Genomic DNA, 24,457 nt, shown 5'->3' with positions numbered 1-24,457 from the left:
TAAAAATTGATAAAAATGGACAACAGGACTTGGTTTCCAGAGCTTTCTCGTCTTTAAAACAAGTAATCTGACCTTACAAGCTTAGTAGGTATGGATGCCAAGCTGGGCGCAAAGGATTATAGTATCCCGATGCATTCGGGCGCAGCGCGGTATTTCAAAGAAATTGGTGCAATGTAATCAAACCAATTATCTAGTTGAATAATTTAGCCGGGAAGATGCTCTTTGACATCGTCTCGGCCTTTTTTCTGATTAAAAAAATGAAGCAGTTAACATGCGCTATAAGTGTATTCGTGCCTTCTGGCTTTATGTTTTACAACAAAGCTCCCAGATCCCGATCCCTTCACCTCTGAGGCAAGCTTTATTAATTTAGGAAAAGTATAGGTAATACTGATCAATTGTGGGGTCCGTTGTGGGGTCCAAATTGGTACAGTTAGAATTTATGACTCAGATCAGTGGTTTACGGCAGAGTTTGGAATCCTGTCTCTCCGCCACACCCCTTATCTTCATTTCATAATTTAGTTTAATACATACCCATTAATCTATGATTATATTAGATATTCATTGGCATATAACGCACTATTATATCAATTAAACCAAACTTAATCTGGATTTAGGATTATAATTCGGAGTCATTAAATTCAATCTGCAGGGTGCACAAAAACTTTAATGGATTGAATCGCATTATTGCCAAAACCACCTACGTCAAAGGGGGGATCTATTGGCTGAGTTGCCCCAGTTTCGTCTGTGGCTCTGCACTGTAATATGTGCTCTCCAGGTTCTGCATTCCAAATATATTGCCAAGCTGTCCAGGCATATTTTCCTCTTCGTCCAATGACCTGAGCATCTTGCCAATTGCCATTAATCCCAAATTCCACCTTCGTTATTTTGTGGCCGGAACCAGACCAGGCTTTTCCCATTATGGTAACGTTACCACTTTCAACGCATCGGTCACGGCTCAGCCAATCTGGCACTCCAGGTGGTACCATTAGTGACTTTACTTTAAGTGAGGTAACGGGGCTGCCTTCATCTTCAGCATCTTGCCTAAAACGATATGTTTTGATTTGCTGAAAGCCTTCAAATTTTTCTGTGAGGGCTTCAATTTTAGCGAGCCATTTAACTGAAGCCATTCCATACCAACCAGGCACAACGATCCTCAGCGGAGCACCATGTTGCGGAAGTAGCGGTTGACCATTCATCGTGTGAACCAAAAGAACGTCAAGCTTTTCAAGCTGGCTAATCGTCAAGCTTCTGCCAAAGTGATGCCCAACACCAGCGTCATATCCGAAATCCACTCCGGTAAATGAAATGTCAACAACGTCAGCCTTTGGTTTGGCCTGCGCTATTAATGGTGCAAGCGGGGTCCCTGTCCACTCTGAAGTTCCAACAGCTTCATAACCCCACGGCATAGAATATGCCCGCGGTGAGGCATGGGCACGACCGTTACCTGAGCATTCCAGAGTCACAGGCATAGATACCTCTGGAAGATCGTAAATTTGATGCATGTCTAACGTAAAAGGATTTTCAAATGCACCTTCAAAATGCAATTTATGTTCATTGAAATCAATGATTGGCGTATCAAAATGAGTCAAAAGGTAATGCGCGCCTGACGGCGTAATATCTAAAGCTAAAGTTTCCAGTAAGGTACCCGAATTGCGGTTTGCAAGCCTGCGCTCAAAGTCATCATATACACCTTTTTCTGTATCAGGTTTCGATATTGGGCCGATGAATGGGTTGTTCATAATTTGTCCTGCTAGTTAAATATAAATGCACACTTACAAGGTTTTACTTATAAAACTGTTACTGTTTTGACTTCTAAATAAATCAGTTAGTTATCTCATCTCTTAATTTAACAATGTCGGTATGTCGATCGTCTAACAATATACCCTGATATAAAATATCAATTAAGTCTGGTGGTCCTTCTAATAACTGAAGAAACAAGTCAGAATGGAAAATAAGATTTCCTGTTATGTCTCATCTTGTATTATTGGTGCGTGAGGTATGTAAAATATTATCTAATATTTCAACATCGAAAAATGTTGGTCTTGAAGTGTATATTACATGTTTAAGTTTCTCTTTTTTGCTCGCCCCATTTTGTAATCCTGAATAGTAATAGAAAATGTATTACTTATTATTAATATTGCTTAATTTTTGTAAAATATCAAATATACTAACCATTCAAATAAACCCAAGGTTCGAGATCCTTCCTCATCATTGAAACAAGCTTAATCATCAGACTATCAGTTGCGGCAACCCTATTCAGATGTGGGATTGGGTGTAAGCCACAATCTAACCCAGACTAATTCTTTGGCATTCTGGGCTAACAGTTTAGCGCTATACTTCGTTATTGTTATTAGAATAATTAATCTGCCATTAAACATTATGGATATAAAACACAATGAACGGTCGCGCCCTTTCTTATCACGTTCTAAAACATTGGCATTTTATGAAAACTTTGTTTGTTTTTATGATCATGGCTGTCTACGCGACGAATGCGGCTGGATGGGGATGGAGCCGGTCGCCAGGAGAAGCGTCATCGGTCTCAACGCCTTCTGAAGATTCTGGAACAACAGTCTCATCTGATGCTACGTCAAGCCCTGAAGCAACAAGTAGCGCGCCTATAAGCGAAGAAATACAGCAAAGCACCCCAACTGAACCGTCTCAGAATGTCTCGGATACTGCGTCTGAAACTGTGGCTGATCAGGCTGGAACAAATACAGCTAATCAAGCGACTTCAAATGCGCCTAATCAAGACAGGTCTGTTTCTGGTAATGATGATTATGATGATCTGCCGATCTTGAGCAAGCGTGCCAAACGAGAAAATATGCTCATCAAAAAATGGCGCGCCGAGTTTGCGCGTGATGATGTCTATTATGTCGCTACGGGTCAGCCTCTTGATATTCCTGATGTAAAATTTCAACTTGACCGAATTCAAGCTGAAACACCTGAATTTCCTGGGAACCAATTACCATTCAAAGGCAGTGATTTGGCTTTGCTAGAAGAGTGGGTAAATAATTCTTTAGACCGCCGTATTCCGCAAAGCATGAAATTGGAAAATACGAGTTCATCTTTATCAGCTAGATCAAAGCTGGATGAGAATGACGTAAGAAAAAAGGTAGCAGATTTGGAAAAAAAAGGCGAAATGCTTGTTTATGGCAATAAAGCACTCCAGGCGATGGGAATCTTTATTGATTAAATGTCAAACTATAGTCCCGATATGCTTTAGATAATATTTAAGGATGGTCATTAGACAAAAAGCGGCTGTTCTTAGCCTAGCACATGATGTTACCGCATATTATGTTGGCCATAAATTTTCAATTCACCTAGCCAGTGACGCGTCAAAATTCACCACAGACACGATTCAAATTGTCGATGGAGGATGAAATTTTTGACCAATATAGGTTTTGGCTTTGGATGCAATCAACGCTTGTGACGAACCTGGTCTCGGAGTTCGTTTTTGCGAATTTTCCCAGTTGTGGTTTTGGGCAATTCACCAAAGATCACTTTCTTGGGACATTTGTATCCAGCAAGGCCTTCTCTTGCATGCGCCAGCAATTCTACTTCCGATGCTTGGCCTGACAACTCAACAAACGCACAAGGCACTTCACCCCATTTTTCATCAGGCATCGCCACCACCGCAACAAGGCTCACGGCGGGATGCGAATAAAGTGCCTTTTCAACCTCAATTGATGAGATATTCTCGCCTCCTGAGATGATAATATCTTTCGACCGGTCACGTATCTCGATATAGCCATCGGCGTGTTGCACAGCTATGTCGCCAGACCAGAACCAACCATCCCGAAACGCCTTAGCTGTTTCCTCTGGTTCCTTCAAATATCCCTTCATAACAATATTGCCGCGAAACGCAACTTCGCCCAACGTTTCACCATCCCATGCGACAGGAACAGATGTGTCAGGATTTAAGACCAATACATCCTCCTCCAACTCATAGGCCACACCCTGCCTTGCTTTCAATTTAGCCTGTTCCTCGGGTGGGAGCGTTGCCCAAATTGGTTTTTCCGCACAAACGACGGCGGGTCCATAGACCTCAGTTAAGCCATAGACATGTGTGATTGAGATGCCCAGCGCTTCTATGCCTTCGATGACGTTGGCAGGCGGTGGCGCTGCGGCTGTCATCATTTTGATCTTGTGCGAAAACTTCCGCTTTTCTGTCGCGCTCAATATCATTGACATGATAATGGGGGCACCACAAAGATGCGTGACCTTATAGTCAACAAACGCATCATAGATGGCATCAGCTTTTGGCGCTCTCAAAAACACATGCGTGCCAGCAAGCAGGGTGATTGTCCACGGAAAGCACCAGCCATTACAGTGAAACAATGGTAATGTCCAAAGATACACAGGATGATGCGGCATTTCCCATGTGACCACATTATTGACAGCGTTCATCCACGAACCACGATGTGAATATACGACGCCCTTGGGGCGGCCTGTGGTGCCAGATGTATAGTTCAGTGCCAGCGCGTCCCATTCATCATCTGGTAAACAATATGAAAAATTCGGTTCACCTTCGGCTAAAAGCGCATCATATGTTAGCGCGCCGATCTTGTCCCCGCCTGGTCCTTCACTGTCCTCAATATCGATGATAAGTAAATCACGGTTGGATTGCGCAACGGCTTTTGCCGCCATCTCTGAAAATTCTGTATCGACCAATAAAACCTTAGCTTCACCATGCTCCAGAATATAGGCAATCGTGCCTGCATCCAGCTTGGTGTTATTCGCGTTCAAAACAGCGCCAATCATGGGTATCGCCAAAGCACATTCAAGTGCTTCGGGGATGTTTGGGGCAATCAAAGCAACCGTATCACCCTTGCCAATATTACGCTTGGCCAAGGCCGAAGCAAGTCGCTTACAACGTTCTGCCACCTCCCCCCAATTGCGCCGGATTCGCCCATGGATTTGTGCTGGTAGCTCTGGATGCACACGCTCTACACGTTTAAGAATTGATACGGGTGACAAAGCGGCATGATTAGCAGCATCACGTGCTAGCTCGGGACTATCGTAAATCATATAAACTCCAGTCAGCCATTACTTCAAAACCCCTTAAATTTTGGAAAACGAGGCCGTTTCCAGACTCAAAACCCATTCACCAAGGTGGTTTATGACAATACGCCACCAGCTTTTTTCCAAGCACTAACACCACCTGCAAGATTCACAACAGGCGAGAGTCCCATATCCATGGCTACAAGTGCTGCCATGGCAGATCGCCCGCCAGATGCACAATAAAACACATAGGTTTTATCCTGGTTAAATTCTGGCTTATGCACGGGGCTTTCCGGATCAATATGAAATTCCATCGTGCCACGTGAAGATGCAATAGCCCCCTCAATAGTTCCGGTTTTGGCCTGTTCAGTTCCGTCACGCAGATCAACAAAGACGTGATCCGGCGACCCAACCAAAACCATAGCGTCTTCGACGCTAATTGCGGGCACAGCAGAAACAGCCGCATTTACGAGCTCTTTTGCGCTCTTGGTTATTTTCTGAGGCATAATTATTTTCCTTTTATAATGGTTTTAAGCCAATTCATCCCTATGGTGAACAGCCAGATTATAGGCTCACTGCTCCGCTTTAAAAGATAGACGAAACATAGATTTCGGTCACCCTTACTATCAAATTGCAAGATCAAGACGGGGTTTCCAGAAAGGCCGGAACAACTCGATTTTAGGACAGCGATCCATCACCACCTGCATACCAGCATCTTCCGCCATCCGTGCCGCTTCGTCATTACGAACGCCGATTTGCCCCCACAATACCTTAGCGCCAATAGCAATAGCCTCTTCGGCGATACCGGGCAAATCTGCGGGCTTTCGGAATACCTCAACCATATCAACTGGCCGGTCAATTGCAGCCAGGTTTGGATACACCTTAAGCCCCCTGATCTCGACGAGACCGGGGCGTGGATTAATAGGTATCATGTCATAGCCAGTTTCATGCAGTACCCGCAACACACCATAGCTGAATTTAGTCTTATCGGGACTAGCACCCACCATGGCTATGGTTTTGACTGATGAAAGAATATTTTGCAGATATTCGTGACTATAGGGTTCGTCATGGTTCATATATTTCATTTTTCAGTATCCAAAGGCGTTGCGATATCAGCTTTTAGTTCATGCGGTTGCAAAGGGTCGAGAAACGGGTTGCGATATAGTTTGTCATGGCTTTCAACCCCTATTTCCAGCGTGCAGTCGGTTTCAGCGCGCGCGACGCATAGGATGACATAGCCATTATTTAACTGCCAATTATTAAGCGCCACCTGAGCGCGCTGGTCAATTTCACCATCGATCAGCTTAGCCGCACAGGTTATACACCCGCCATATTTGCATCCATAAGGAAGATCGACACCCTGATCGCGCAATTCATCAAGCAAGGGTTTACGGCCTTTCACCTGATAAGTTGCATTCTCACGATTGGCGATGGTAATCATACTCATAGCCAGATATCGCTTGTGCAATCGCCACCTGGATAGCGGGTTTCATGGCAACGTGACGGGCCATTTGGCTCCTTGCCAAAATCAACGATAAAATTCTCGTTAATCTTCATGCCACCATTCTCAACGTCACAATCAATCATCAACATGACACCACCTTGCGTACGAATTTCAGGATAAAACTGATTGTCCCACGTCGAAAATAGCGATGTCGTTACATACATCCGCTTCCCGTCCAGCGACAGCTGGTACATCTGCGGCCCCCCCGCAACATTGACGCCATTAACGACAGGAGCTTTGCCTAACAGCCCGCCCATCCAGACCTGGCCAGTAAGCACGGGGTTATGTGGATCAGAGATGTCATATTGGCGCATATCGCCATGTAGCCAGTTATTCAGGTAAAGATATTTATCATCCATCGACACAAGGATAGCTGACATCACACCAGGCACAGGAATAGGCCATTCAGGATGCGGCTCATTCTCAACATCGATGATCTTTTCCCATTCCCAAGTGCCATTGTCAGATTTCCAGAAATGGATAACATTTGCGCTGAGAGCCGCACCGCAAAATCCGTGGCTGCTATCCGGATCGTGCATGAACTTAACTTCGAGTGGAATAAGACCATCTTCGCCAAGATACATAGTCTCGACTGGCTGTTTCTTTTCAAAGTCCCAGATATGAAGGCGGCGCCCATATTTAAGATGACCCACTTCTTCAAGGTCAAAACCAGGCATAAAGGTGTTTGGGGCTGCCCATTCCGAACTAACCATCACATTATGGCGTGGCTGATACCAGAAATCATAACTGAAAGGTATGTCTCCCATGGAGTTTTCCCACCTACCAACAATCTCAAACTCTTTATTGAGATGCAGATAGCCACCAGGTGCTTCCCCCTTGGCATCGCCAAGAAAGGAAATAATAATTTCCGATCCCAAGCAATGCACAGTGTGCGGGCCTGACAGATTCGTTTTTGATTTGATTTCGGCACCGTCAATGACCTTGTGCAAGCGCGGCGCAAAGGGATCAGTTGCTGTATCGATCACATGGATATTATTTGAACGAACCCCGGGCACAAGCAAGTATTTGCGACTCATCCCAGCGTCATCATGGCATGATGAACACGCATTCCAGCCCATGTGGTGCAACTCATCTCCAATACCAGGCATTTCAAGACGGTGTATAACCTGCGAATATGTGGGGCTATCAGGATCGGCATCAACAGTGGCCAGATAATCCGGTTTCTGAATACCCGTGCCTGTATAGATAGCAATCGTATAAAGGAGTTTTTCGCGCGGCGCTTTTATCGCCTCTGCCGGACTTGCATAACCCGGGCCACAACATAAACCGTCCATCTTCGCGTTCCTTCCTTGCGATTACTTATCAATTCTTGTATTATGATAATAACTTTATCACAAGGAAAAAATATGTATCTTGAGCGCCTAACAATGATTCTTGAAGTCGTGGGACAGAAAGAACTGGCAACGGTGGCGGATATTTGCGCCCACTCTGAGCTTCCAAAACCTTCAGCATACAGATTGGTTCAAGACCTTGTTGCCATCGGCCTATTAGAACCTGTTGGTCGGGGACAATTTGCCATTGGCTCTCGCTTGAAGCGGGTAACGCAAAGTGACCAGTCTGACCGTTCTTTGCTTGAAACCATTGCCCCCACATTAAAACAAGCAGCCAGCCAATTCAGCTGTACTTTTTTTCTGTCCCGACTGCGTGGAAAATCAGTTGAGATCATTCATGTTGAGACCCCTGACACTGGTGTCTCTTATCTTCACCCCGGATTGGGAAAGCGCCCCTTACATGCTTGTTCTTGCTCAAAGGCTGTGGCCGCCTTTTCTACCGACTTGTCTTTATCCTGTCTGGTTGAAGGGCAGTTGCGCGCCTATACGGAATTTACATTGACCGATGTTCAAGACTTGAAAACCGAATTTCAAAGCATACGCGAACGCGGATTTGCAGAATGCGTGGAAGAGATCGAGCGCGGCATGTGCTCGGTGGCTGCCCCCCTCGCTCGCACGGGACCAGGTGCCACAATGTCTATTGGTGCGACAGGGTCAGTGCGCGTCTTTACACCAGCCTTTAGGGAAAAACTTGGCCCCCAAATAACCAAAATTGCCAGTGATATATCGGCAAACTTGGGATGGGACATAACAACCGATATCCAAAAAACGGGCTAACCTTTAAGCCCTACAAAACAACACCTAAAAGTAAAATAAAGATACTATTGATCAAGATGATTGCGTAATTATTTCTGACCACATAGATTTAAAGTATCGGTGATGTATCAAACGACCAATGGATTATCTTGTGGAGATAAATCTAACATTATTAGGTACTAAAGGTGGTCCGTCACTTCGTGGCAAGGGGCCATCAATGATGCCTACATCCTCGCATCTTGCCATTGCCGATAAATCAATTGTCATCGATTGTGGGCTTGGTGTTACTTCAGGACTTGTTAACGCCGGCTATAAGTTGACTGATATTACACATGTTTTTATTACACATTATCATTCAGACCACTGTCTTGAACTTGGCGCGCTTCTCCATACCGCATGGACCGCTGGTCTTTCGAACCCCGTTCAGGTTTACGGCCCACCAGGACTCGATAAGCTTTGGAATGGATTTCGTCACATGATGAAGTTTGATATTGAGCTTCGGATTGTGGATGAAGGCAGACGTCCACTTGATGACATGGTCGCCTTCCACACTTACAGCGACGTCAACGCACCTGGTGAGGCCTTCAGCATCATGTATGATGATGATATGCGCGTGAGCGCAATCAAGAACAACCACCCGCCTATCGTTGAGTCCTATGCCCTCAGGTTTGATGCTGGTGATAAAGCCATCACTTTTTCAGGTGACACAACCTATCTAGATGCGATGATTGATTTTGCGAAAAAGAGTGATGTTCTGGTGCATGAAGCCATGCTTTCATCAGGCATTGACTATGTTGTCGGCCAAACCAAAACAGGCAATGAACAACTTCGCAAACATTTGTTGGCGTCCCATACACTTGCCTCGCAAGCTGGCAGTATAGCAAAAGAAGCTGATGTTAAGTGCCTTATGCTAAACCATCTCATTCCCCCTGAAAGAGAGATTAGCAGTGACGATGACTGGCTTACCGACGTCAAAAATACATTCGACGGCCACTGTTTGATTGGATTTGATGGACTCAATTACACTATTTAGCGTTCATTTATAACGCAATTTGAGAACGTGAATTAGAAACAATGGGCTTTGACCAAATGTAAATTACATAGCACATGGCTAGCCCAACCTCTAAAACCGGAATAGATTAAATAATATGTCTGATCATGAAAAAAAGTTAATGCGGTTGAAAGCCGAACAACGCGCCAAGTCCATCAAGGATGAGCAACTCAGAACACTTATCGATAATAGCGTTTCCAGCATTGAAGATAGAATTGCTGCATTCAAAACGGTTATGCAGGCTGATCAGACGCGTTTAAGCTCGGCCATCACCAAGATGATGAAAAAATAATCCTAAACCACATATGGTTCAAAAGAACATATTTAGCGTCAAGGTGACCGCATCATCGTCTGATAGCTGTCCAAATGCAGACGTGGCTGTGCGCGCATTATAAAACTGGCTGGTCAGTTTCACACTGGTAACATCATTGATCCGTCGCGATGCTTCCAAAGAGACAAAGGACTGATCCGCTTTGCGATCCGATGACGCCAGAAACAGGATATTACTATCTGCAATGTCATTAAATACCAGCCTTACACCCGCAACACCAAATTGATTGGCTGCGGCCTGAGGACGGTCGTCATGTTGAATTTCACCAATCAAGCCAACATCCCACATTGTTTCAAATGGTCCGTAATAAGTATATTCAATCCCCGCAACAGCCGATGCAAAATCATGCGCGCCAAGTAAGCTGCTTTGGGTGCCATGAAGGCTTTCCCATTTGATCAATGTCACATCACCTGTATATTGGGCTTCTAATCCAATTGATTTTTGTAAGGCATAATAGGGGTTTAATGCGCTGCCTCCACTAGCGACAGACAATATAGGATCACGGGCGGTACCGTAAAAAACACTACCCGCGAGATCCCAATCACCGGCAAAGCTGGACAAGCGCGCCGCAAAGTCATCTGCATCCTTGCTATCTTTACGCGCATATTGTGCAGAGCTGATCGGCAGTCCACTGCTCGGATGCGCGTCACTATCATTAAATGTTTTTTCGCGAAAACCAGAAATATACCAAAGCTGCAAGTCACCAATATCTAGATAGCGCTCAGCGGATATAGATGGTGCCCCAAGTTTACCTGATTTACCCTCATTTGCTGCGGCATCGGACTGATTAATGACATCAACAACATTTTTACTTTCTGCCTTGCCCCAAAATTCCTGACGATTTCCAACAAAAACATCAAATCCGGCAAAGGGGGTGCGAAGATAGGCCTGTCGAGCTTCAGTGATCCGGCGGCCACTATCTTTTTCATCCCCACGGACAATGAATTCACCCACAATTCGACTTTCGTCAAAATCATGAAAGGCATCGATCTTCACTTCCGCCGAGCGCCCTTCTGACGCCGTACCATCAGCATGATCTGGATAAAAATCCAGCCGTGATGATAGCGTGCCATTAACCTCACCAGCAAAAGCCGGTTGTGCTAGCAATAAGCCAATGGCAAAGCTGTGAACAGCAAACCTGATCATCGTGTTCGTTTCAATGCGGATTTTTCAAAATCACGTTCGGTCATGCCGGTCTGCAATTTCCAATCGGCAAACACCAGTTCCGTTTTCTTGCCTGTCTGGTGATTAATCATAACCAAACGATTAGACCGCCAGAATTTATCTAGATATTGATTATAATCTTCATAGGTCAAGGTTTTCAAAAGTGCATCTTTGCGGTCATAGAAATCAATTTTGTGGACGCGGTACTCAGCCTTATCCATCCAAACGATCTGGCGCTTATAACCACTTTTGGGGTCAACCGGATCATATTCAACCACAAAACAGTCAAGACCATTCAACTCTTCATCACGCAAATAGTTATAGGTGTATTTTTCAACTTCCTGACTGGCGATATCTTCATACGAAAATTCACTACCCATAAAAGGACCTGCCTTATTTGACGAGGCGATACGCTTAACGCGCTTCAGAGCTGGCAAATATAGCCATTGGTCATCAGAGTCAGCCTTTTTTGTATGCGAAAGAAAAGCTGTGCCGCGCACATCACCCGGACTATCAAATATAACAAGAGACTTATCACCTTCGTTATCACCCTCAAACGTTCTGTTACGGATCGCACGTTCAGTTGATTGGCCATATTTGTCCATTAGGATCATTGTCATCTGTGCGGTTGAATCACCAAACCCCTTGTCGCGGCTATCGGCTTCAATCGCAATCTCTAGTCCTTTTTCAGGCGAGGCAAATGCCCCTGTTGTTATACAGGCAGAGGCAATAGCGACAAACATGGTTGCAGTAGCGAGTTTCATTTTGGTCTCCTTGAACAACATCATGAGCTTAAGCGTTTTGTGGCGCTTCTTTAGCACCCATTTCCGAAGCACCCATTACCGGTGCGGTTTCTTTTTTATCCTTATCAAGGGCAATCAGCAATGCAGGGAGCAAAGTCATATCAGCAATCAAGGCTATAACAAGGGCTATGCCTGTTAACATTGCCATATAGCTGTTCACGCCAAAGGTTGACTGCGCCAGAATAGCAAACCCAGCTGTTAATATCAGGGTTGTGACAACAAGTGCTGTTCCGACACCATTAAAGGCCGAAATGACAGCATCATGCGCAGACAGTTTTAATTCGCGTCGAGCAATCTGATATTTGCTGAGAAAATGAACACTATCGTCAACCACAACGCCAAGCGCCATACCCGCAACAACAGCGACAGCCATATTGACCTGCCCGACAAGCAAACCCCAAAGGCCAAAGGCGAGTGCCGCAGGCAGTAAATTAGGGACCAGGCTGATGATCCCAAGCCGGACATCACGCAAGGCGATCAAAATGACACCACTAATCAGAAAAACGGCTACAAGAGTTCCCAGCAGCATACTTTGAATATTTCGCTCGGAAATATAGGCAAACATTACTGTAGGGCCAACAGCCGTCAGGTTGAAATCAAGCTCATCCGCAAGGTATCTTTCGGCACGTGTAATCCAGGCACGAAGTTCATTGGTGGTCATATCGTCAATTGTGACAATAACCTGTGTTGATGATTTACTGATATCAAGTTGATTGTTCAAATCCAAACCGAATGGCAAGGATAGCTCATATAAAAGCAGATACTGGGCGGCAAGTTCTCGCGTATCAGGCACCCGGTAGAAAGCCGGATCACCAGCGTTCAGATCACGGTTAAGACGCTTAAAAGTGTCCGAAATAGATTGGACATGTGTTACAACAGGCTCGTTATGCGCCCAGGCGGTAAAATCAGACACTTTTTCAATAAAGGCTGGATCGCTAACACCATTGGATTCACCAGCAGGCAAACTAAATTGCACCTGATTGGCACCTGTCAGATTGTTGCTGATCCAGTCGGTATCCTGACGATACTGGACTGACTCATCGAAATATTTAACAAAGTCATCATTGATTTCATTAAGTGGAATAAGCGCCAGAACACTTACTGAGATAATAACACTGACAGCTAGAACCGACTTGTAACGCGAAGCGACATAGACACCGAGCTTACCCATTTTATCATCAAGCTTTGCCAGCGTGGCTTTTGATTTCAGCGGCACAAAGCTGATGAGAATAGGTAACAAAACGATTGAATAAATCCAGGCAGCCATAACACCTATAGCTGTTATATTACCAAGATCGTGAAACGGCGGGGAGTCTGAAAAATTCATCGACAGAAAACCCAGAGCCGTTGTTAGGCTGGTTAGAAAAATAGGTTTTCCATTGACCCGTATGCTGTAAAGCAAGCTGTCGCGCTGACTATGCCCTGCCCGCATCCGGTTGAACATACTTACCAATAAATGGATTGAGTCAGCGACAGCAAGTGTGGTGATAATCGTTGGTGCACTGGCCGAAGGCGGCGTCAGGCCAATGCCCATCCACCCACCAGCACCCATAGCCACCATGATACTTGGCACAACAACAAACAGCACCAAAACTGTTGCCATCATCGATCTAAGCAATAGATAAGCAACAATCAAAATGACCAAATACATGGCCGGTACCAATGTTGCCATGTCCAGCATTGATGATTCCAGAAACGCGTTATTCAGAAAAATAACACCTCCCAAACGGATTTTGACATTATGTTTTGCTTCGATCTCGGCTGCCATTTCGCGCGCGGCCGCCGCCACAATGGCAACCTCGTCAGCACTTTTACCTGGCATTTGAATGGTTGCATTTACAGATGTAGCCCGATGTTGTTTATCATGAATTTTTCCTGCCAGAGCTGGCTCGGTCGTGCTCACACGATCAACCAAAGCTTGCTCATCAGCGCTCATTGACATTGCATCAGTATATAAATCACGGACAATCAGATCATCACCTTCAACCTCGGTATGCTGATAATTTGACAGGCTATCAACACGAATTGAAAAAGGAAGCTGCCATGCAATGTCGGTCAACTCCTCAACAGCGGCCAGCACCTCAGGCGCATTCGCCTTGCCTGAAATTGGATCAACGGCAAAGTTAACGTTATCGATTTTGGTATAGGTCTGCTGGATTTGCTCAAATGCTTTAAGTTGAGGATTCTCTTTACCAAAGAAAACCCTGTAATCATTGTCAAAGTAAAGAAATTGGGCGCCTGCGGCAGCAAGCAAGGTTACAGCTGTGATAAGACTCAAAACTAGAAATCTATATTTAAGAATCCACTCACCATAAGAACCATCTTGCTGTGACATCAAAGCATCCTTTAAAAATACAACTAAACTGAATGCATCGATAATACGCAATATTCAAGAAGTAAAGACTTTAATACCAAACGGTATAAATATCGCTGAATTAGTTAGGTATGCCAAAAAAATAGGCAGATATTGAGAGATTTGTGAAAGTTAGGTTAAATTTTAATCCTAACGCACCACAGTATCTATAGCCATACTGGTTATTGCGACAAGATGTTCGCGCGCAACATCCATTTTCACCATAGCATTTAGAGCAATAACATGACTGGTCAGGTAAAGTGCCGCCTGATCAATATCCACACCATCTTTCAACTGCCCCCTATCACGCGCATGAGACAATATTACCGCCAATTGCTGAGGTTGCTGTTGCAGGTGCGTTTTTATCAATGACTGGCTTTTGGAGCCAAGTCGGTCAATTTCATGAAGGCAATCACAAAAAAGGCAACCATGAGGTGACGAGTCTTTGGCCGTCCATGCGTCGATAATCTGTAAAAAAAATGCTGACAAACCCTGCCGGATATTGTCATGTTCTTTAAGAAAATTAAATTGATCTGCATTGTTTAGCAAATATGTTTTCAGCACATCATGCAACAAGCCATCTTCATTTTCAAAATACCGATATAATGTTGGCTTTGACACATCAGACATACGTGCCACCTGATTTAGCGAGGTCGCCAAAACACCCTGTCTCCAATACAGATCCAAAGCTGTCTGGATAGTTCTGTCCCTATCGAATGAGACGGGACGACCATGTTTTTTTGGTGCTGATATCACTACACACTCGCTATTGTAATATCTGTGTTATAAATCAAATGTGAAGTTTTTTACAATACCGGGTTTTCAGCCAACATTTATCTATATGAGTGCTTTTTAAAAATGGCCGAACCGTCACCTCAAATAACCAAAGACAAAATAGCAGACAGACTATGGCTGATCGGCATTCGGGACGCTGTTAATGTGCCAGGATTTGCCCTGATGAGCACTATGACAGGCTTTGCCTCAATAGCGCGCGAAGCTGGTTTTGATGTCTGGATGACAATAGTAACAACGGCAACGGTCTTTGGCATGCCTGGACAAGTTGCATTTGCCAGCCTTTTTGCTGGTGGTGCCAGCCTTCTTCTAATCTTTGTGGCGGTCTCGCTTGCCAATATGCGGATGATGCTCATGGTTATTTCTGGCAGTGATATTTTGAATTTATCTGCGCATAATTTACCCTTCTGGAAACGGGTTTTATTGATGCATTTCCTAGCGATAACCAGTTGGGCACAGATCGGTTTCAAAACCCAGCAATATCCACCCCCTTTACTTTTGGGTTATTATATTGGCTTTAGCCTGACCATTTTCACCTTTGCCATGGTCGGCACATTGATCGGCTTCTACATTGCTGACTGGATTCCTCCGGATATTCTGCGTTTGGTGATCTTTGTCACGCCGCTTTATATTCTGCTTCTGGTTATCAATGCACGCCAAACGCTAAATCGTCTAGCCGCCGTTATTGGTGGCACATTATGTCCCCTCATCTATCCGCTTGCCGCTGATTGGAGCATTCTGATCGCTGGTGTGATTGGTGGTTCATTTGCTATGGTAATATATCGCATCAGGGGATGGAAATAATCATGAGCAATATTGATTATACATTAGGCGAAGCATGGTTAGCCGTAGCTCTTGCGTGTTTAGGAACTTTTGGCTGGCGCTTTATCGGTGTTATTCTGGCAGGCCGCATTGCCACTGACACCCCGTTGATGGCATGGATCAACAGCGTTGCTTACGCCATGGTATCGGGTGTTTTGATGCTCATTCTTGTCTATCCAACCGGCGTTCTGGCTACAACTGAATTAGATCACCGTTTTATGGGATTATTCATAGGCCTTGCTACAATGATACTAACTAAGAAGTTGTTTTACGCCCTATGTGCTGGATTAGGTAGCTTTGCAATAATTGTAACAATATATAATTAAATAAATATTACTGTTGATTATCTTTGTTTTGCGAAACTAGCTCTAAATTCCAGTACTTTACGCCAATTCTTGGCAATATGGGGCTGCCTTATCTTTATCAGATCATCACCTGACGGTGCGGTAACAGGCACAGGCAAAGTCTTTACGGCAGCCTGCTTGCTTAGGTTTTTTGGCAAATTATGTCTATCTTTTATGATGTTATTGTTTGGTTTAGCCAATCCGATGCGAGGTGACAGGCTATCTTCACTTTCAGAAATCGAGCTTGAAATTGGTTCTGGTATCTTTGAAACAGCAAGGGTTTTAAGACCTATTTTCATCTTTGGTTTGGTTTGCGGTAAGGCTTTTGGTTGTGCCGGCATCGACATGGCAACATTAAGCTTAGGCCTAGGCTTAGGTTTCGTTGTAGGTAAAGTCGATGATACATTTAAAACCGCATTCATCAATTGTGGTGAAGAAGGCAATTTATGGTCTTCGGCCGCCATAACGGCACGAACTTTACCTACATAACGTTCATTTTTGTTGGGGTCGTTTGAATGATAATGGCGGATTGCCTGATCCCAGCTACCATAGCGGTTACGCAGAATTATCAGAAACGACGCCGCATAATCCATATTAATATTGGGATCGAACATTTCGGCAAAGTCGCGAAAATTTTCTTTATGCCATTTGGTGTTAATCTGCATACAGCCAATATCAACGCTATTTTCACCATTGGCATAGCTCACCTCGACAAATTCAAGCGCGGATGCTTGATCTTCAAAAAACAAACCTTCAACGCCATCATTGACTGTCCATGGCCAGGATTTGCGTTTTCCATCAAGACCAACGCGCCCTGACTCAACCCGGGCAATGCCTTGCATGATACCGGACGGGATTGCATAGTCGATTTCAGCTTGTGCGGCTAGTGCCTCACAATCAACATCACGCGCCCACACATGTGACGACATGCCAACATGAAAAAAAAGAAACGCACATATGCAATAAATGGTAAAACGACTTTGAAACATGGACACAAAGAGCAACAAATGTGCCAAATACAATATAAAATCTAATTTGCAGGCAATTAATCGATAATACAGCAAACGCTGTCTTTTAAATACCAGCAAGATTGATAATATGATTCTCTAAAGTCGGTGATAATACCGACTAAATATGAAGATGCAGGTAAAAATGCAGGACACCCCCATTCAAAAACAATGGCTCGATGCTTTTGTATCCTTGTTTAGCTTATGTAAAGCCAGAGCCGATGAAAAGATCATTGTCCTGATTGAGTCACACAGCCGGCACGTCAATATCATGCTGACCGAACTGGCATTACAGCAACTCAACCTTCCCTTTGATATTACCCGCACCGAAACAAGACCGGCGACATGCGCGCCTATTGTGCGCTCAACTGGCGCGTCTAATGTTCTTGATGGGGAACCGCATATAGTTGAAGCCCTATGTAACGCCGATTTCATCATTGATCTGACAGTCGAGGGGCTCATGCATGCCCAGCCAACATCAGATATTCTGAAATCGGGCGCGCGCATCATGAGCATTTCCAATGAACACCCTGAAATTCTGGCACGGCTGCCTCTTGATCCAATTCTTAAAGACAGCGTCAAGCGCGCTGTTACAGCCTGCCGTAACGCATCTGAAATGCACGTCACATCGATCGCTGGCACAAATTTACATGTGGCAATGGCCAACACCATCACGGTTGGCGTTTGGGGATGGACTGATCGTCCGGGAACCTTGGCTCATTGGCCTGGTGGCCTCGTGGTCAGCTTTCCGCACACGGCATCAACCAACGGCATATTGGTGTTCAAACCAGGTGATATCAACCTGACTTTTAAACGTTATTTTGAAAGCGAAGTGCGTTTTCATATCACTGATGATTTTGTTACCCAGATCGATGGTGATGGCACAGATGCCCGCTTGATGCGTCATTATCTTGCCGGTTTTGATGATCCCCTAGCCTATGCAACAAGCCATGTCGGTTGGGGGCTGAATCCACATGCCCGATATGAAGCGCTTACCATGTATGACAAGGATGACTTGAATGGCACTGAATTGCGTGCTCTTGCTGGTAATTTTCTATTCTCGACAGGCGCGAATGAATTTGCCAACCGCTATACAGAAGGGCATTTCGATTTACCAATGATGGATTGCACAATCACATTGGATGGTCAAAAAATGGTTGATGACGGTGTTATCTGCTGATGCCATACATAGCTGGCTATACATACAAAGATAGCGGTGGTTCGGGTCAGCCCATCATCTGTCTTCACGGCATTGGCGGCAATGACAGTAGCTTTGCCGCACAAAGCACCGGACTGGCAGATGACTTCAGAGTGCTAGCTTGGAATATGCCTGGTTATAACGGATCGCATCCCCTCGCCGATCTCACTTTTGAAACCCTATGCAACAATTTAATCGCTTTTATGGATGCGCTCGATATTGCATCTGCTCATATCATGGGGCAGTCAATTGGCGGCATGCTGGCTCAGGAAATGGCCATACGGCATCCCAATCGCGTTAATTCACTTATATTGATTGCGACTAGTGCTGCTTTTGGTGGCCGTGATGACAGTTTCAAGGATCGCTTTCTAGCTGACCGCCTCGCGCCGCTTGATAAGGGCAAAACGATGCCTGATCTGGCTAGTGAATTTGTTCCTGAGATAACAGGATCAATTGCCAGCAAAGAGACTATTCAAGACGCCATTGGGGCAATGGCGGCAGTGCCTGAAGCAACCTATCGCCAGATTATTACATGTCTAACGACGTTTAACCGGCGCGATGATCAGCATCTTTTGACTATGCCCACTTGCCTGATTGCAGGCGAAGAGGATCAGAATGCGCCTGCCACCAGCATGCAAAGAATGGCTGATCGCATTCAAAAAAGTCAATTTCACCTTGTTGAAAAAGCCGGGCATTTAGTTAATAGTGAAGCAAGTGATATGGTTAATGATATAATACGTGATTTTTTAGTGAGTCAGGGATGAACATATAGTGGACGATTTGAAACAAAGCGGTCTTGATGCAGGACAAGATAATCGGACAGATGCACCGATGTTTGACCCTATTGACTGGAAACTAACCAACTTTGAAGCGCGCTTATGTCAGGAAACACGTGAGCTAGCTTGTTCCAAATTTGCAGATCGCGCCCCGGGCATTGACCGTGAGGCACGTTTCCCAACCGAAAATTACGTCGATCTTCATAAACATGATTTAATGGGTATTTGCGTGCCGAAAGAGCATGGTGGTCGCGGTGCCGACCTGAAAGCCTATATGCTCGCGGCGGCTGAAATTGGGCGCTATTGCGGTGCAACAGCCCTGACCTTTAACATGCATGTCAGTTCATGCCTATGGACCGGCTTTTTAGCTGATGGGCTGGAAATGGACGATGACACACGGGCAAAACATAATGCAATGCGCCAGAAACATTATGCCCGTATTCTGCATGATGGTGCTATTTATGCGCAACCATTTTCCGAGGGCGGCGCAGCGGCCGCTGGCCATGCTGCCTTTGGCACAACCGCCTTGCTAGGCGATGGCGGCTGGATCATCAACGGCAAAAAGATTTTTGCATCACTATCAGGACATGCCAATTTTTATGGTGTTCTATGTACAGAGCTTGCTACAGAAGATACAAAACCATCACGATCTAATACAATGTATATTGCCATTCCAGCCGATGCCGAAGGTGTCTCGGTCGAGGGTGAATGGGATCCACTTGGCATGCGGGGGACGGTATCCCGCACTCTCATTTTCAAAGATGTTTTTGTGCCTTTCAGCGAACAGCTTATGCCCCGTGGTATTTACTTTCAGGCCGCAAAAAGATGGCCACATATGTTCATGACATTGACGCCCGCCTATATGGGTATTGCGCAAGCTGCCTATGACTTCACTATCCGCTATTTGCGTGGCGAACAGCCAGGCACACCGCCGGTCAAACGCCGCATGTACCCTACCAAACAGCTTGCTGTGGCACAGATGAAAATTATGCTAGAACAAACCAAATCATTATGGTTTCAGTCAATTTCAGAAGCCTGCCCAAATCCAAGTGAGGACTCACTACATAGGGCGTGGGCCGCACAATATACGGTCATGGAAAATGCAAATGCGATTGCGCAACTAGCTGTTAGAACGTGCGGTGGACAGGCTATGTTGCGTTCACTGCAACTTGAACGTCTGTATCGTGACAGCCGTTGCGGTGCTTTGATGTTGCCGTGGACGGCTGAATTATGCACCGATATGCTTGGCCGTGGCGCGTTATACCAACCAGGTGAAAGCGATTCTTGAACATGCCAGATGTTGTATTTGAGTAGCGGCATGCGTCTTGATGAATATATCTCTGTTGACCCTGACCATGATCATGCGCGGTCATCCAGCGCGGTGGCTGTTCATTATGACAATCAAATAATAACATACGGTGATCTCTGCGCGGCCATTGACCAGACAACGGCCTATATTATTGCTGATGGCACGCTAAAGCGTGGTGACCGCATCGCCTATTATGGGATGAACAATCCGGAAATTTTCGTAATGCTAATGGCTGCCGCGCGGCTTGGTCTCATTCTGGTGCCGTTGAACTGGCGCCTATCTACAGAAGAACTGGCCTATCAGCTAGCTGACTGCACACCATCATGGTTGCTGTTTGACGATGCGTTCAGCGATAATATTGGCTTGATAACCGATAATGGTTTGCTATGCCGTTCTATTCCCATTGATACTGCCAATGGCTATCATGGCCTGCCATTATGTGGTCTTCGCAAAGATAGCCATCTCCATGATCAAGTGTTTTCCGGATCGGTCGATGATCCGGTTTTGTTAGTTTATACATCAGGCACCACCGGACGACCAAAAGGCGCTTTGCTGGCACAATCTGCTTTGATCGCGAATGCGATAATGAGTCACCATGCTTATGGCATGACAGCCGACGATATTGTCCTAAATATTTTGCCGTTATTTCATGCTGGCGGATTGAATATACAGCCTTTACCTGCGCTACTGATTGGCGCTCAACTAGTTTTACATCAAAAATTTGATCCGGCTGAGACACTGACAACAATCGCATCATCAAAAATCACCTTGATCAATTGCGTGCCAACCATTCTAACAGCTCTGGTCACACATAAAGATTGGCAAAAAAGTGATATATCCAGCCTAAGGATGGTCTCGATTGGATCAACTGATGTTCCCCTGGCGCTGATTAATGCGGTTCATGATCGGTCTATCCCTTTAGTGCAAATTTATGGTGCGACAGAAACCAGCCCCATTGCGATTTATCAAACGCAAGACTGCGCTTTCGCAACAGCAGGATCAATCGGCAGGGCTGGCAAATTATGCACAATCCGGCTGGTTGACGAACAAGGCGTCGATGTCGCTACTGGCAAGAATGGCGAAATATGGGTTAAAGGAGATAATGTGCTGACACGCTATTGGAATAATACGGACAGCACAGCCGCTTCCCTTACTGATGGCTGGTTTCATACTGGAGATGTTGCGCGGATTGATGAAAATGGCTTTTACTGGTTTGTCGGACGCACGAAGCATTTGATAATTTCAGGCGGTGAAAACATCTATCCAGCTGAACTTGAACGTGTTTTATTTGGGCATCCTGATCTAGCCGAATTTGTTGTTATTGGCCGTGATGACAGTAAATGGGGCGCTGTGCCCGTCCTAGTTGCGGTACGCAACACCTCGCGTCAACCTATTTCAAAACAGGATATTCTCGACTATTTTCAAGGTAAAATAGCCCGTTACAAAATGCCCAAGGACGTTATCTTTGTTGATGCACTGCCCCGCAACTCGCTTGGAAAAATCATTACCGATAAAATCGCTGACCTTATTGCCTGATATTTCTCCACAAAACATAATTTGGCGATGAAATGCCCAGGCACATTAATATTAAAATAGCCGTTTAATAGCAATCAGTCATTGATTTATGTATCTTGCTTAGATGCGTATCAAGCTGCACCGAACTCGCGCCTAATATCCATTGCTACTTTTTGCATAGGTGACATTACCGCACTTAAAATACCAATTCGGTCAAATTGTGCGGGGTTTTCATCAAGCGTGTGACGCAATGCGGCGCCAAATTGCTGACGAAGTTCAGTACCTATATTAGATTTACAGATAGATGTTGTGCGCGCCAGATCAGCGCGCACAGTTCGTGGAATACCACTTCCACCATGTAAGACCAATGGCACAGTCTGTCGATCTAGATTATTTGCCTGAAACGCATTTATGATTGCATCCTCAATCAGCGCCAGCGTTTTACGGTCAATTTCACATTTACTATCTGTTTGCAAATGTAGATTTCCAATTGAGATGACCAGCGCATCAAGGCCACTTTCCACACATAGTTTAGCCGCTTCATATGGGTCGGTATTATGCTATTCAATAGCGATGACATCCTGCCTCGCATCATCGCTATATCCTACAATGCCGATTTCGACTTCGACACTGACGCCAACTGCATGTGTCATGCTAACAATAGCATTTGCCGCCGCCGCAATGAGATTGGCAATTGCCGCCAACATAGCGGTATCATTCTCGGCAATAGCGCGCGCATGCACCTGGCCAATTCGTCCCGCACCCAATACAGCTAAACGAATAGACATAACAAACCTCTTTTTTAGTAAATCTAGATAAGGAACACCTACTTAGACAAGCCCATGACAATTGGCAAAAAAACTATCCTGGCATTGAGCTAGAGACCAAAGGCTTGATTTTACGATAATAAATAGACAGAATGTTTTTTTGTTATTAGGCAAAGATATGCAATGTTTTTAGGTTTTGATATCGGTACGTCGGGCGTAAAGGCTTTGCTTTTGGACTTGGGTGGCAGAATTATCGCCAGCACCTCAGCCTCACTCGATATTGCCCGACCACATCTTGGATGGTCAGAACAGGCACCTGCCGACTGGTGGAATGCGGTAAATGAAACCGCGTTGAAGCTAGCGCGAGACCATGCCAAAGCAATGGCAGATGTGCAAGCTATCGGCCTATCAGGCCAAATGCATGGCATGGTTGCTCTGGATAAAGATGACAATGTGCTTCGTCCTGCAATTTTATGGAACGACACGCGAAATGCGGCTGAATCAACAGAACTTGATGAAGAATTTTCAGACTATCGCTTAATTGGTGGCAACGCGGTCATGCCTGGCTTTACCGCACCAAAGGCGTTATGGATGGCAAGGCATGAACCAGATTTATTTGCCAAAATCGCGACTATCCTGTTGCCCAAGGATTATGTCCGCTTTCTGATGTCAGGCGAAAAGATTTCGGACATGTCTGACAGCGCGGGCACCCTGTGGCTTGATGTTGCCGCACGCGCATGGTCACCTGCCCTGCTGTCACCCTGCGGTTTGTCTATTGAACAAATGCCCAAACTGGTTGAAGGCAGTGCACCTGCTGGACAGCTTCGCCCCGATATCGCCCAAAAATGGGGCATCAAGAATACCGTTACGATAGCTGGCGGCGGCGGTGATAATGCGGCAGCAGCCTGTGGGCTTGGTGTTACAAATCCGGGCGATGCCTTTTTATCGCTTGGTACATCAGGTGTTGTGTTCAGCGTCACCGACAGCTTTGCCCCTGCACCAGCTAATGGAGCGCACGCTTTTTGCCATGCGCTGCCAGATACATGGCATCAGATGGGTGTCATTCTGGCCGCGACTGATTGTTTGAACTGGTTATCCGAGATATCAAACACACCGGTTATCAACCTCATGAACAACATAGAACAAGACAGTTTCAGCCCGTCGCCCATGCTGTTTCATCCTTATCTATCGGGCGAACGTACCCCGCATAATGATGCGCTAGCTCGTGGTGGTTTTTTTGGTATTTCCCGCGGTGATGACCGCACTGATATGACCAGAGCTGTTTTAGAAGGCGTTGCTTTTGCAATGGCCGATGCTGTCGATGTTCTGGCCGCGGCTGACAAGCGTCCTAGCCAGCTTCTAGCTACCGGGGGCGGGGCAAAAAGTAACTATTGGCTGTCATTGATTGCGGCGGTCACAGATTGCGATATCACAATCCCCGAAGATGGAGATTTTGGCGCAGCGCTTGGCGCCGCACGTCTAGGCTTACTCGCCAGCAAATCCTATAGCGCCGCAGACACCGCCACAATTTTACGCAAGCCTGACATCATCGAAACCATTAGCCCAGATGCGATGATAAAAGACGCGCTTAGGCATCGTCGGCACCAATGGC

General features: G+C 45.5%; 24 protein-coding genes and 1 pseudogene. 11 read left to right on the top strand and 14 right to left on the bottom strand.

Features of this window, described 5'->3' with window-relative positions; translation table 11 throughout:
• Positions 1-638: 638 nt before the first annotated feature.
• The gene (locus ACTF7Q_RS05915) at positions 639-1,739 is read right to left on the bottom strand and encodes a molybdopterin-dependent oxidoreductase (RefSeq protein ID WP_438996931.1); all 1,101 of its coding nucleotides are present in this window, start codon (positions 1,737-1,739) and stop codon (positions 639-641) included.
• 82 nt (positions 1,740-1,821) lie between these two features.
• On the bottom strand, positions 1,822-1,968 hold the full coding sequence (locus ACTF7Q_RS05910; protein WP_438996933.1) for a BLUF domain-containing protein: 147 nt from the start codon (positions 1,966-1,968) through the stop codon (positions 1,822-1,824).
• A gap of 427 nt (positions 1,969-2,395) precedes the next feature.
• On the opposite strand from ACTF7Q_RS05910, the gene ACTF7Q_RS05905 reads away from it, so the two are divergent.
• Positions 2,396-3,193, top strand: coding sequence for a hypothetical protein (locus tag ACTF7Q_RS05905; RefSeq protein WP_438996930.1), 798 nt, complete (start codon positions 2,396-2,398; stop codon positions 3,191-3,193).
• A gap of 224 nt (positions 3,194-3,417) precedes the next feature.
• On the opposite strand, the gene ACTF7Q_RS05900 is transcribed toward ACTF7Q_RS05905, so the two are convergent.
• From ACTF7Q_RS05900 to ACTF7Q_RS05880, 5 genes are all read right to left on the bottom strand, one after another.
• Positions 3,418-5,028, bottom strand: coding sequence for an AMP-binding protein (locus ACTF7Q_RS05900; protein WP_438996929.1), 1,611 nt, complete (start codon positions 5,026-5,028; stop codon positions 3,418-3,420).
• An 89-nt stretch (positions 5,029-5,117) separates the two neighbouring features.
• Positions 5,118-5,507 (bottom strand): rhodanese-like domain-containing protein, encoded by a 390-nt coding sequence (locus ACTF7Q_RS05895; protein ID WP_438996928.1) that lies wholly within the window; start codon positions 5,505-5,507, stop codon positions 5,118-5,120.
• 120 nt (positions 5,508-5,627) lie between these two features.
• A complete protein-coding gene (locus ACTF7Q_RS05890; protein ID WP_438996927.1) occupies positions 5,628-6,086 on the bottom strand; it encodes a CoA-binding protein in 459 nt (152 codons plus the stop codon).
• A complete protein-coding gene (locus ACTF7Q_RS05885) occupies positions 6,083-6,448 on the bottom strand; it encodes a 2Fe-2S iron-sulfur cluster-binding protein (RefSeq protein ID WP_438996926.1) in 366 nt (121 codons plus the stop codon). Before ACTF7Q_RS05885 ends, ACTF7Q_RS05890 begins: the two co-directional genes overlap by 4 nt.
• Positions 6,445-7,800 carry a selenium-binding family protein gene (locus ACTF7Q_RS05880; RefSeq protein ID WP_438996925.1) on the bottom strand — a complete coding sequence of 452 codons (1,356 nt, stop codon included), beginning with the start codon at positions 7,798-7,800 and terminating at the stop codon, positions 6,445-6,447. The genes ACTF7Q_RS05885 and ACTF7Q_RS05880 overlap by 4 nt, the downstream gene beginning before the upstream one ends.
• Positions 7,801-7,872: 72 nt before the next feature.
• Between ACTF7Q_RS05880 and ACTF7Q_RS05875 the strand changes: the two genes are divergently transcribed.
• From ACTF7Q_RS05875 to ACTF7Q_RS05865, 3 genes are all read left to right on the top strand, one after another.
• Positions 7,873-8,634 carry an IclR family transcriptional regulator gene (locus ACTF7Q_RS05875; RefSeq protein ID WP_438996924.1) on the top strand — a complete coding sequence of 254 codons (762 nt, stop codon included), beginning with the start codon at positions 7,873-7,875 and terminating at the stop codon, positions 8,632-8,634.
• Between the two features lie 130 nt (positions 8,635-8,764).
• The gene (locus tag ACTF7Q_RS05870; RefSeq protein ID WP_438996923.1) at positions 8,765-9,646 is read left to right on the top strand and encodes an MBL fold metallo-hydrolase; all 882 of its coding nucleotides are present in this window, start codon (positions 8,765-8,767) and stop codon (positions 9,644-9,646) included.
• Between the two features lie 115 nt (positions 9,647-9,761).
• Positions 9,762-9,956, top strand: a complete 195-nt coding sequence (locus ACTF7Q_RS05865; protein ID WP_438996922.1) for a hypothetical protein — start codon at positions 9,762-9,764, stop codon at positions 9,954-9,956.
• A gap of 18 nt (positions 9,957-9,974) precedes the next feature.
• On the opposite strand, the gene ACTF7Q_RS05860 is transcribed toward ACTF7Q_RS05865, so the two are convergent.
• From ACTF7Q_RS05860 to ACTF7Q_RS05845, 4 genes are all read right to left on the bottom strand, one after another.
• Complete coding sequence (locus ACTF7Q_RS05860) at positions 9,975-11,141, bottom strand: hypothetical protein (protein ID WP_438996921.1); 1,167 nt, start codon at positions 11,139-11,141, stop codon at positions 9,975-9,977.
• Positions 11,138-11,923 (bottom strand): outer membrane lipoprotein-sorting protein, encoded by a 786-nt coding sequence (locus tag ACTF7Q_RS05855; protein ID WP_438996920.1) that lies wholly within the window; start codon positions 11,921-11,923, stop codon positions 11,138-11,140. The genes ACTF7Q_RS05860 and ACTF7Q_RS05855 overlap by 4 nt, the downstream gene beginning before the upstream one ends.
• A 28-nt stretch (positions 11,924-11,951) precedes the next feature.
• Complete coding sequence (locus ACTF7Q_RS05850) at positions 11,952-14,297, bottom strand: efflux RND transporter permease subunit (RefSeq protein WP_438996919.1); 2,346 nt, start codon at positions 14,295-14,297, stop codon at positions 11,952-11,954.
• Positions 14,298-14,465: 168 nt separating this feature from the next.
• On the bottom strand, positions 14,466-15,071 hold the full coding sequence (locus ACTF7Q_RS05845; RefSeq protein ID WP_438996918.1) for a TetR/AcrR family transcriptional regulator: 606 nt from the start codon (positions 15,069-15,071) through the stop codon (positions 14,466-14,468).
• 201 nt (positions 15,072-15,272) lie between these two features.
• Here ACTF7Q_RS05845 and ACTF7Q_RS05840 point away from each other — a divergent pair, with 201 nt between their 5' ends.
• Positions 15,273-15,911, top strand: coding sequence for an AzlC family ABC transporter permease (locus tag ACTF7Q_RS05840; protein ID WP_438996917.1), 639 nt, complete (start codon positions 15,273-15,275; stop codon positions 15,909-15,911).
• A gap of 2 nt (positions 15,912-15,913) precedes the next feature.
• Positions 15,914-16,255, top strand: coding sequence for an AzlD domain-containing protein (locus ACTF7Q_RS05835; protein ID WP_438996916.1), 342 nt, complete (start codon positions 15,914-15,916; stop codon positions 16,253-16,255).
• A gap of 17 nt (positions 16,256-16,272) precedes the next feature.
• On the opposite strand, the gene ACTF7Q_RS05830 is transcribed toward ACTF7Q_RS05835, so the two are convergent.
• Positions 16,273-17,202 (bottom strand): lytic transglycosylase domain-containing protein, encoded by a 930-nt coding sequence (locus tag ACTF7Q_RS05830; RefSeq protein WP_438996915.1) that lies wholly within the window; start codon positions 17,200-17,202, stop codon positions 16,273-16,275.
• 223 nt (positions 17,203-17,425) lie between these two features.
• Between ACTF7Q_RS05830 and ACTF7Q_RS05825 the strand changes: the two genes are divergently transcribed.
• The 4 genes from ACTF7Q_RS05825 to ACTF7Q_RS05810 all read left to right on the top strand — a co-directional run bounded on the left by ACTF7Q_RS05825 (position 17,426) and on the right by ACTF7Q_RS05810 (position 22,099).
• A complete protein-coding gene (locus ACTF7Q_RS05825) occupies positions 17,426-18,460 on the top strand; it encodes a peptidase M29 (protein ID WP_438996914.1) in 1,035 nt (344 codons plus the stop codon).
• On the top strand, positions 18,460-19,242 hold the full coding sequence (locus tag ACTF7Q_RS05820) for an alpha/beta fold hydrolase (RefSeq protein WP_438996913.1): 783 nt from the start codon (positions 18,460-18,462) through the stop codon (positions 19,240-19,242). The genes ACTF7Q_RS05825 and ACTF7Q_RS05820 overlap by 1 nt, the downstream gene beginning before the upstream one ends.
• 67 nt (positions 19,243-19,309) lie before the next feature.
• Positions 19,310-20,542, top strand: coding sequence for an acyl-CoA dehydrogenase family protein (locus tag ACTF7Q_RS05815; RefSeq protein ID WP_438996932.1), 1,233 nt, complete (start codon positions 19,310-19,312; stop codon positions 20,540-20,542).
• A 30-nt stretch (positions 20,543-20,572) separates the two neighbouring features.
• The gene (locus ACTF7Q_RS05810; protein ID WP_438996912.1) at positions 20,573-22,099 is read left to right on the top strand and encodes a class I adenylate-forming enzyme family protein; all 1,527 of its coding nucleotides are present in this window, start codon (positions 20,573-20,575) and stop codon (positions 22,097-22,099) included.
• 110 nt (positions 22,100-22,209) lie between these two features.
• Here ACTF7Q_RS05810 and ACTF7Q_RS05805 read toward each other — a convergent pair.
• Positions 22,210-22,620 (bottom strand): annotated as a pseudogene (locus ACTF7Q_RS05805) (class II fructose-bisphosphate aldolase); the annotation flags it as partial.
• A gap of 18 nt (positions 22,621-22,638) precedes the next feature.
• A complete protein-coding gene (locus ACTF7Q_RS05800; protein ID WP_438996911.1) occupies positions 22,639-22,866 on the bottom strand; it encodes a hypothetical protein in 228 nt (75 codons plus the stop codon).
• Positions 22,867-23,028: 162 nt separating this feature from the next.
• Between ACTF7Q_RS05800 and xylB the strand changes: the two genes are divergently transcribed.
• On the top strand, positions 23,029-24,457 hold a 1,429-nt coding region (gene xylB, locus ACTF7Q_RS05795), incomplete at its 3' end, for a xylulokinase (RefSeq protein WP_438996910.1).

The sequence above is a fragment of the Puniceispirillum sp. (SeqCode) genome (assembly GCF_965657105.1).
In the GTDB taxonomy this organism is placed as follows: Bacteria; Pseudomonadota; Alphaproteobacteria; order Puniceispirillales; family Puniceispirillaceae; genus Puniceispirillum.
Note: the sequence above shows the minus strand (reverse complement) of the source record. Positions and strands in the feature narration are given on the sequence as shown.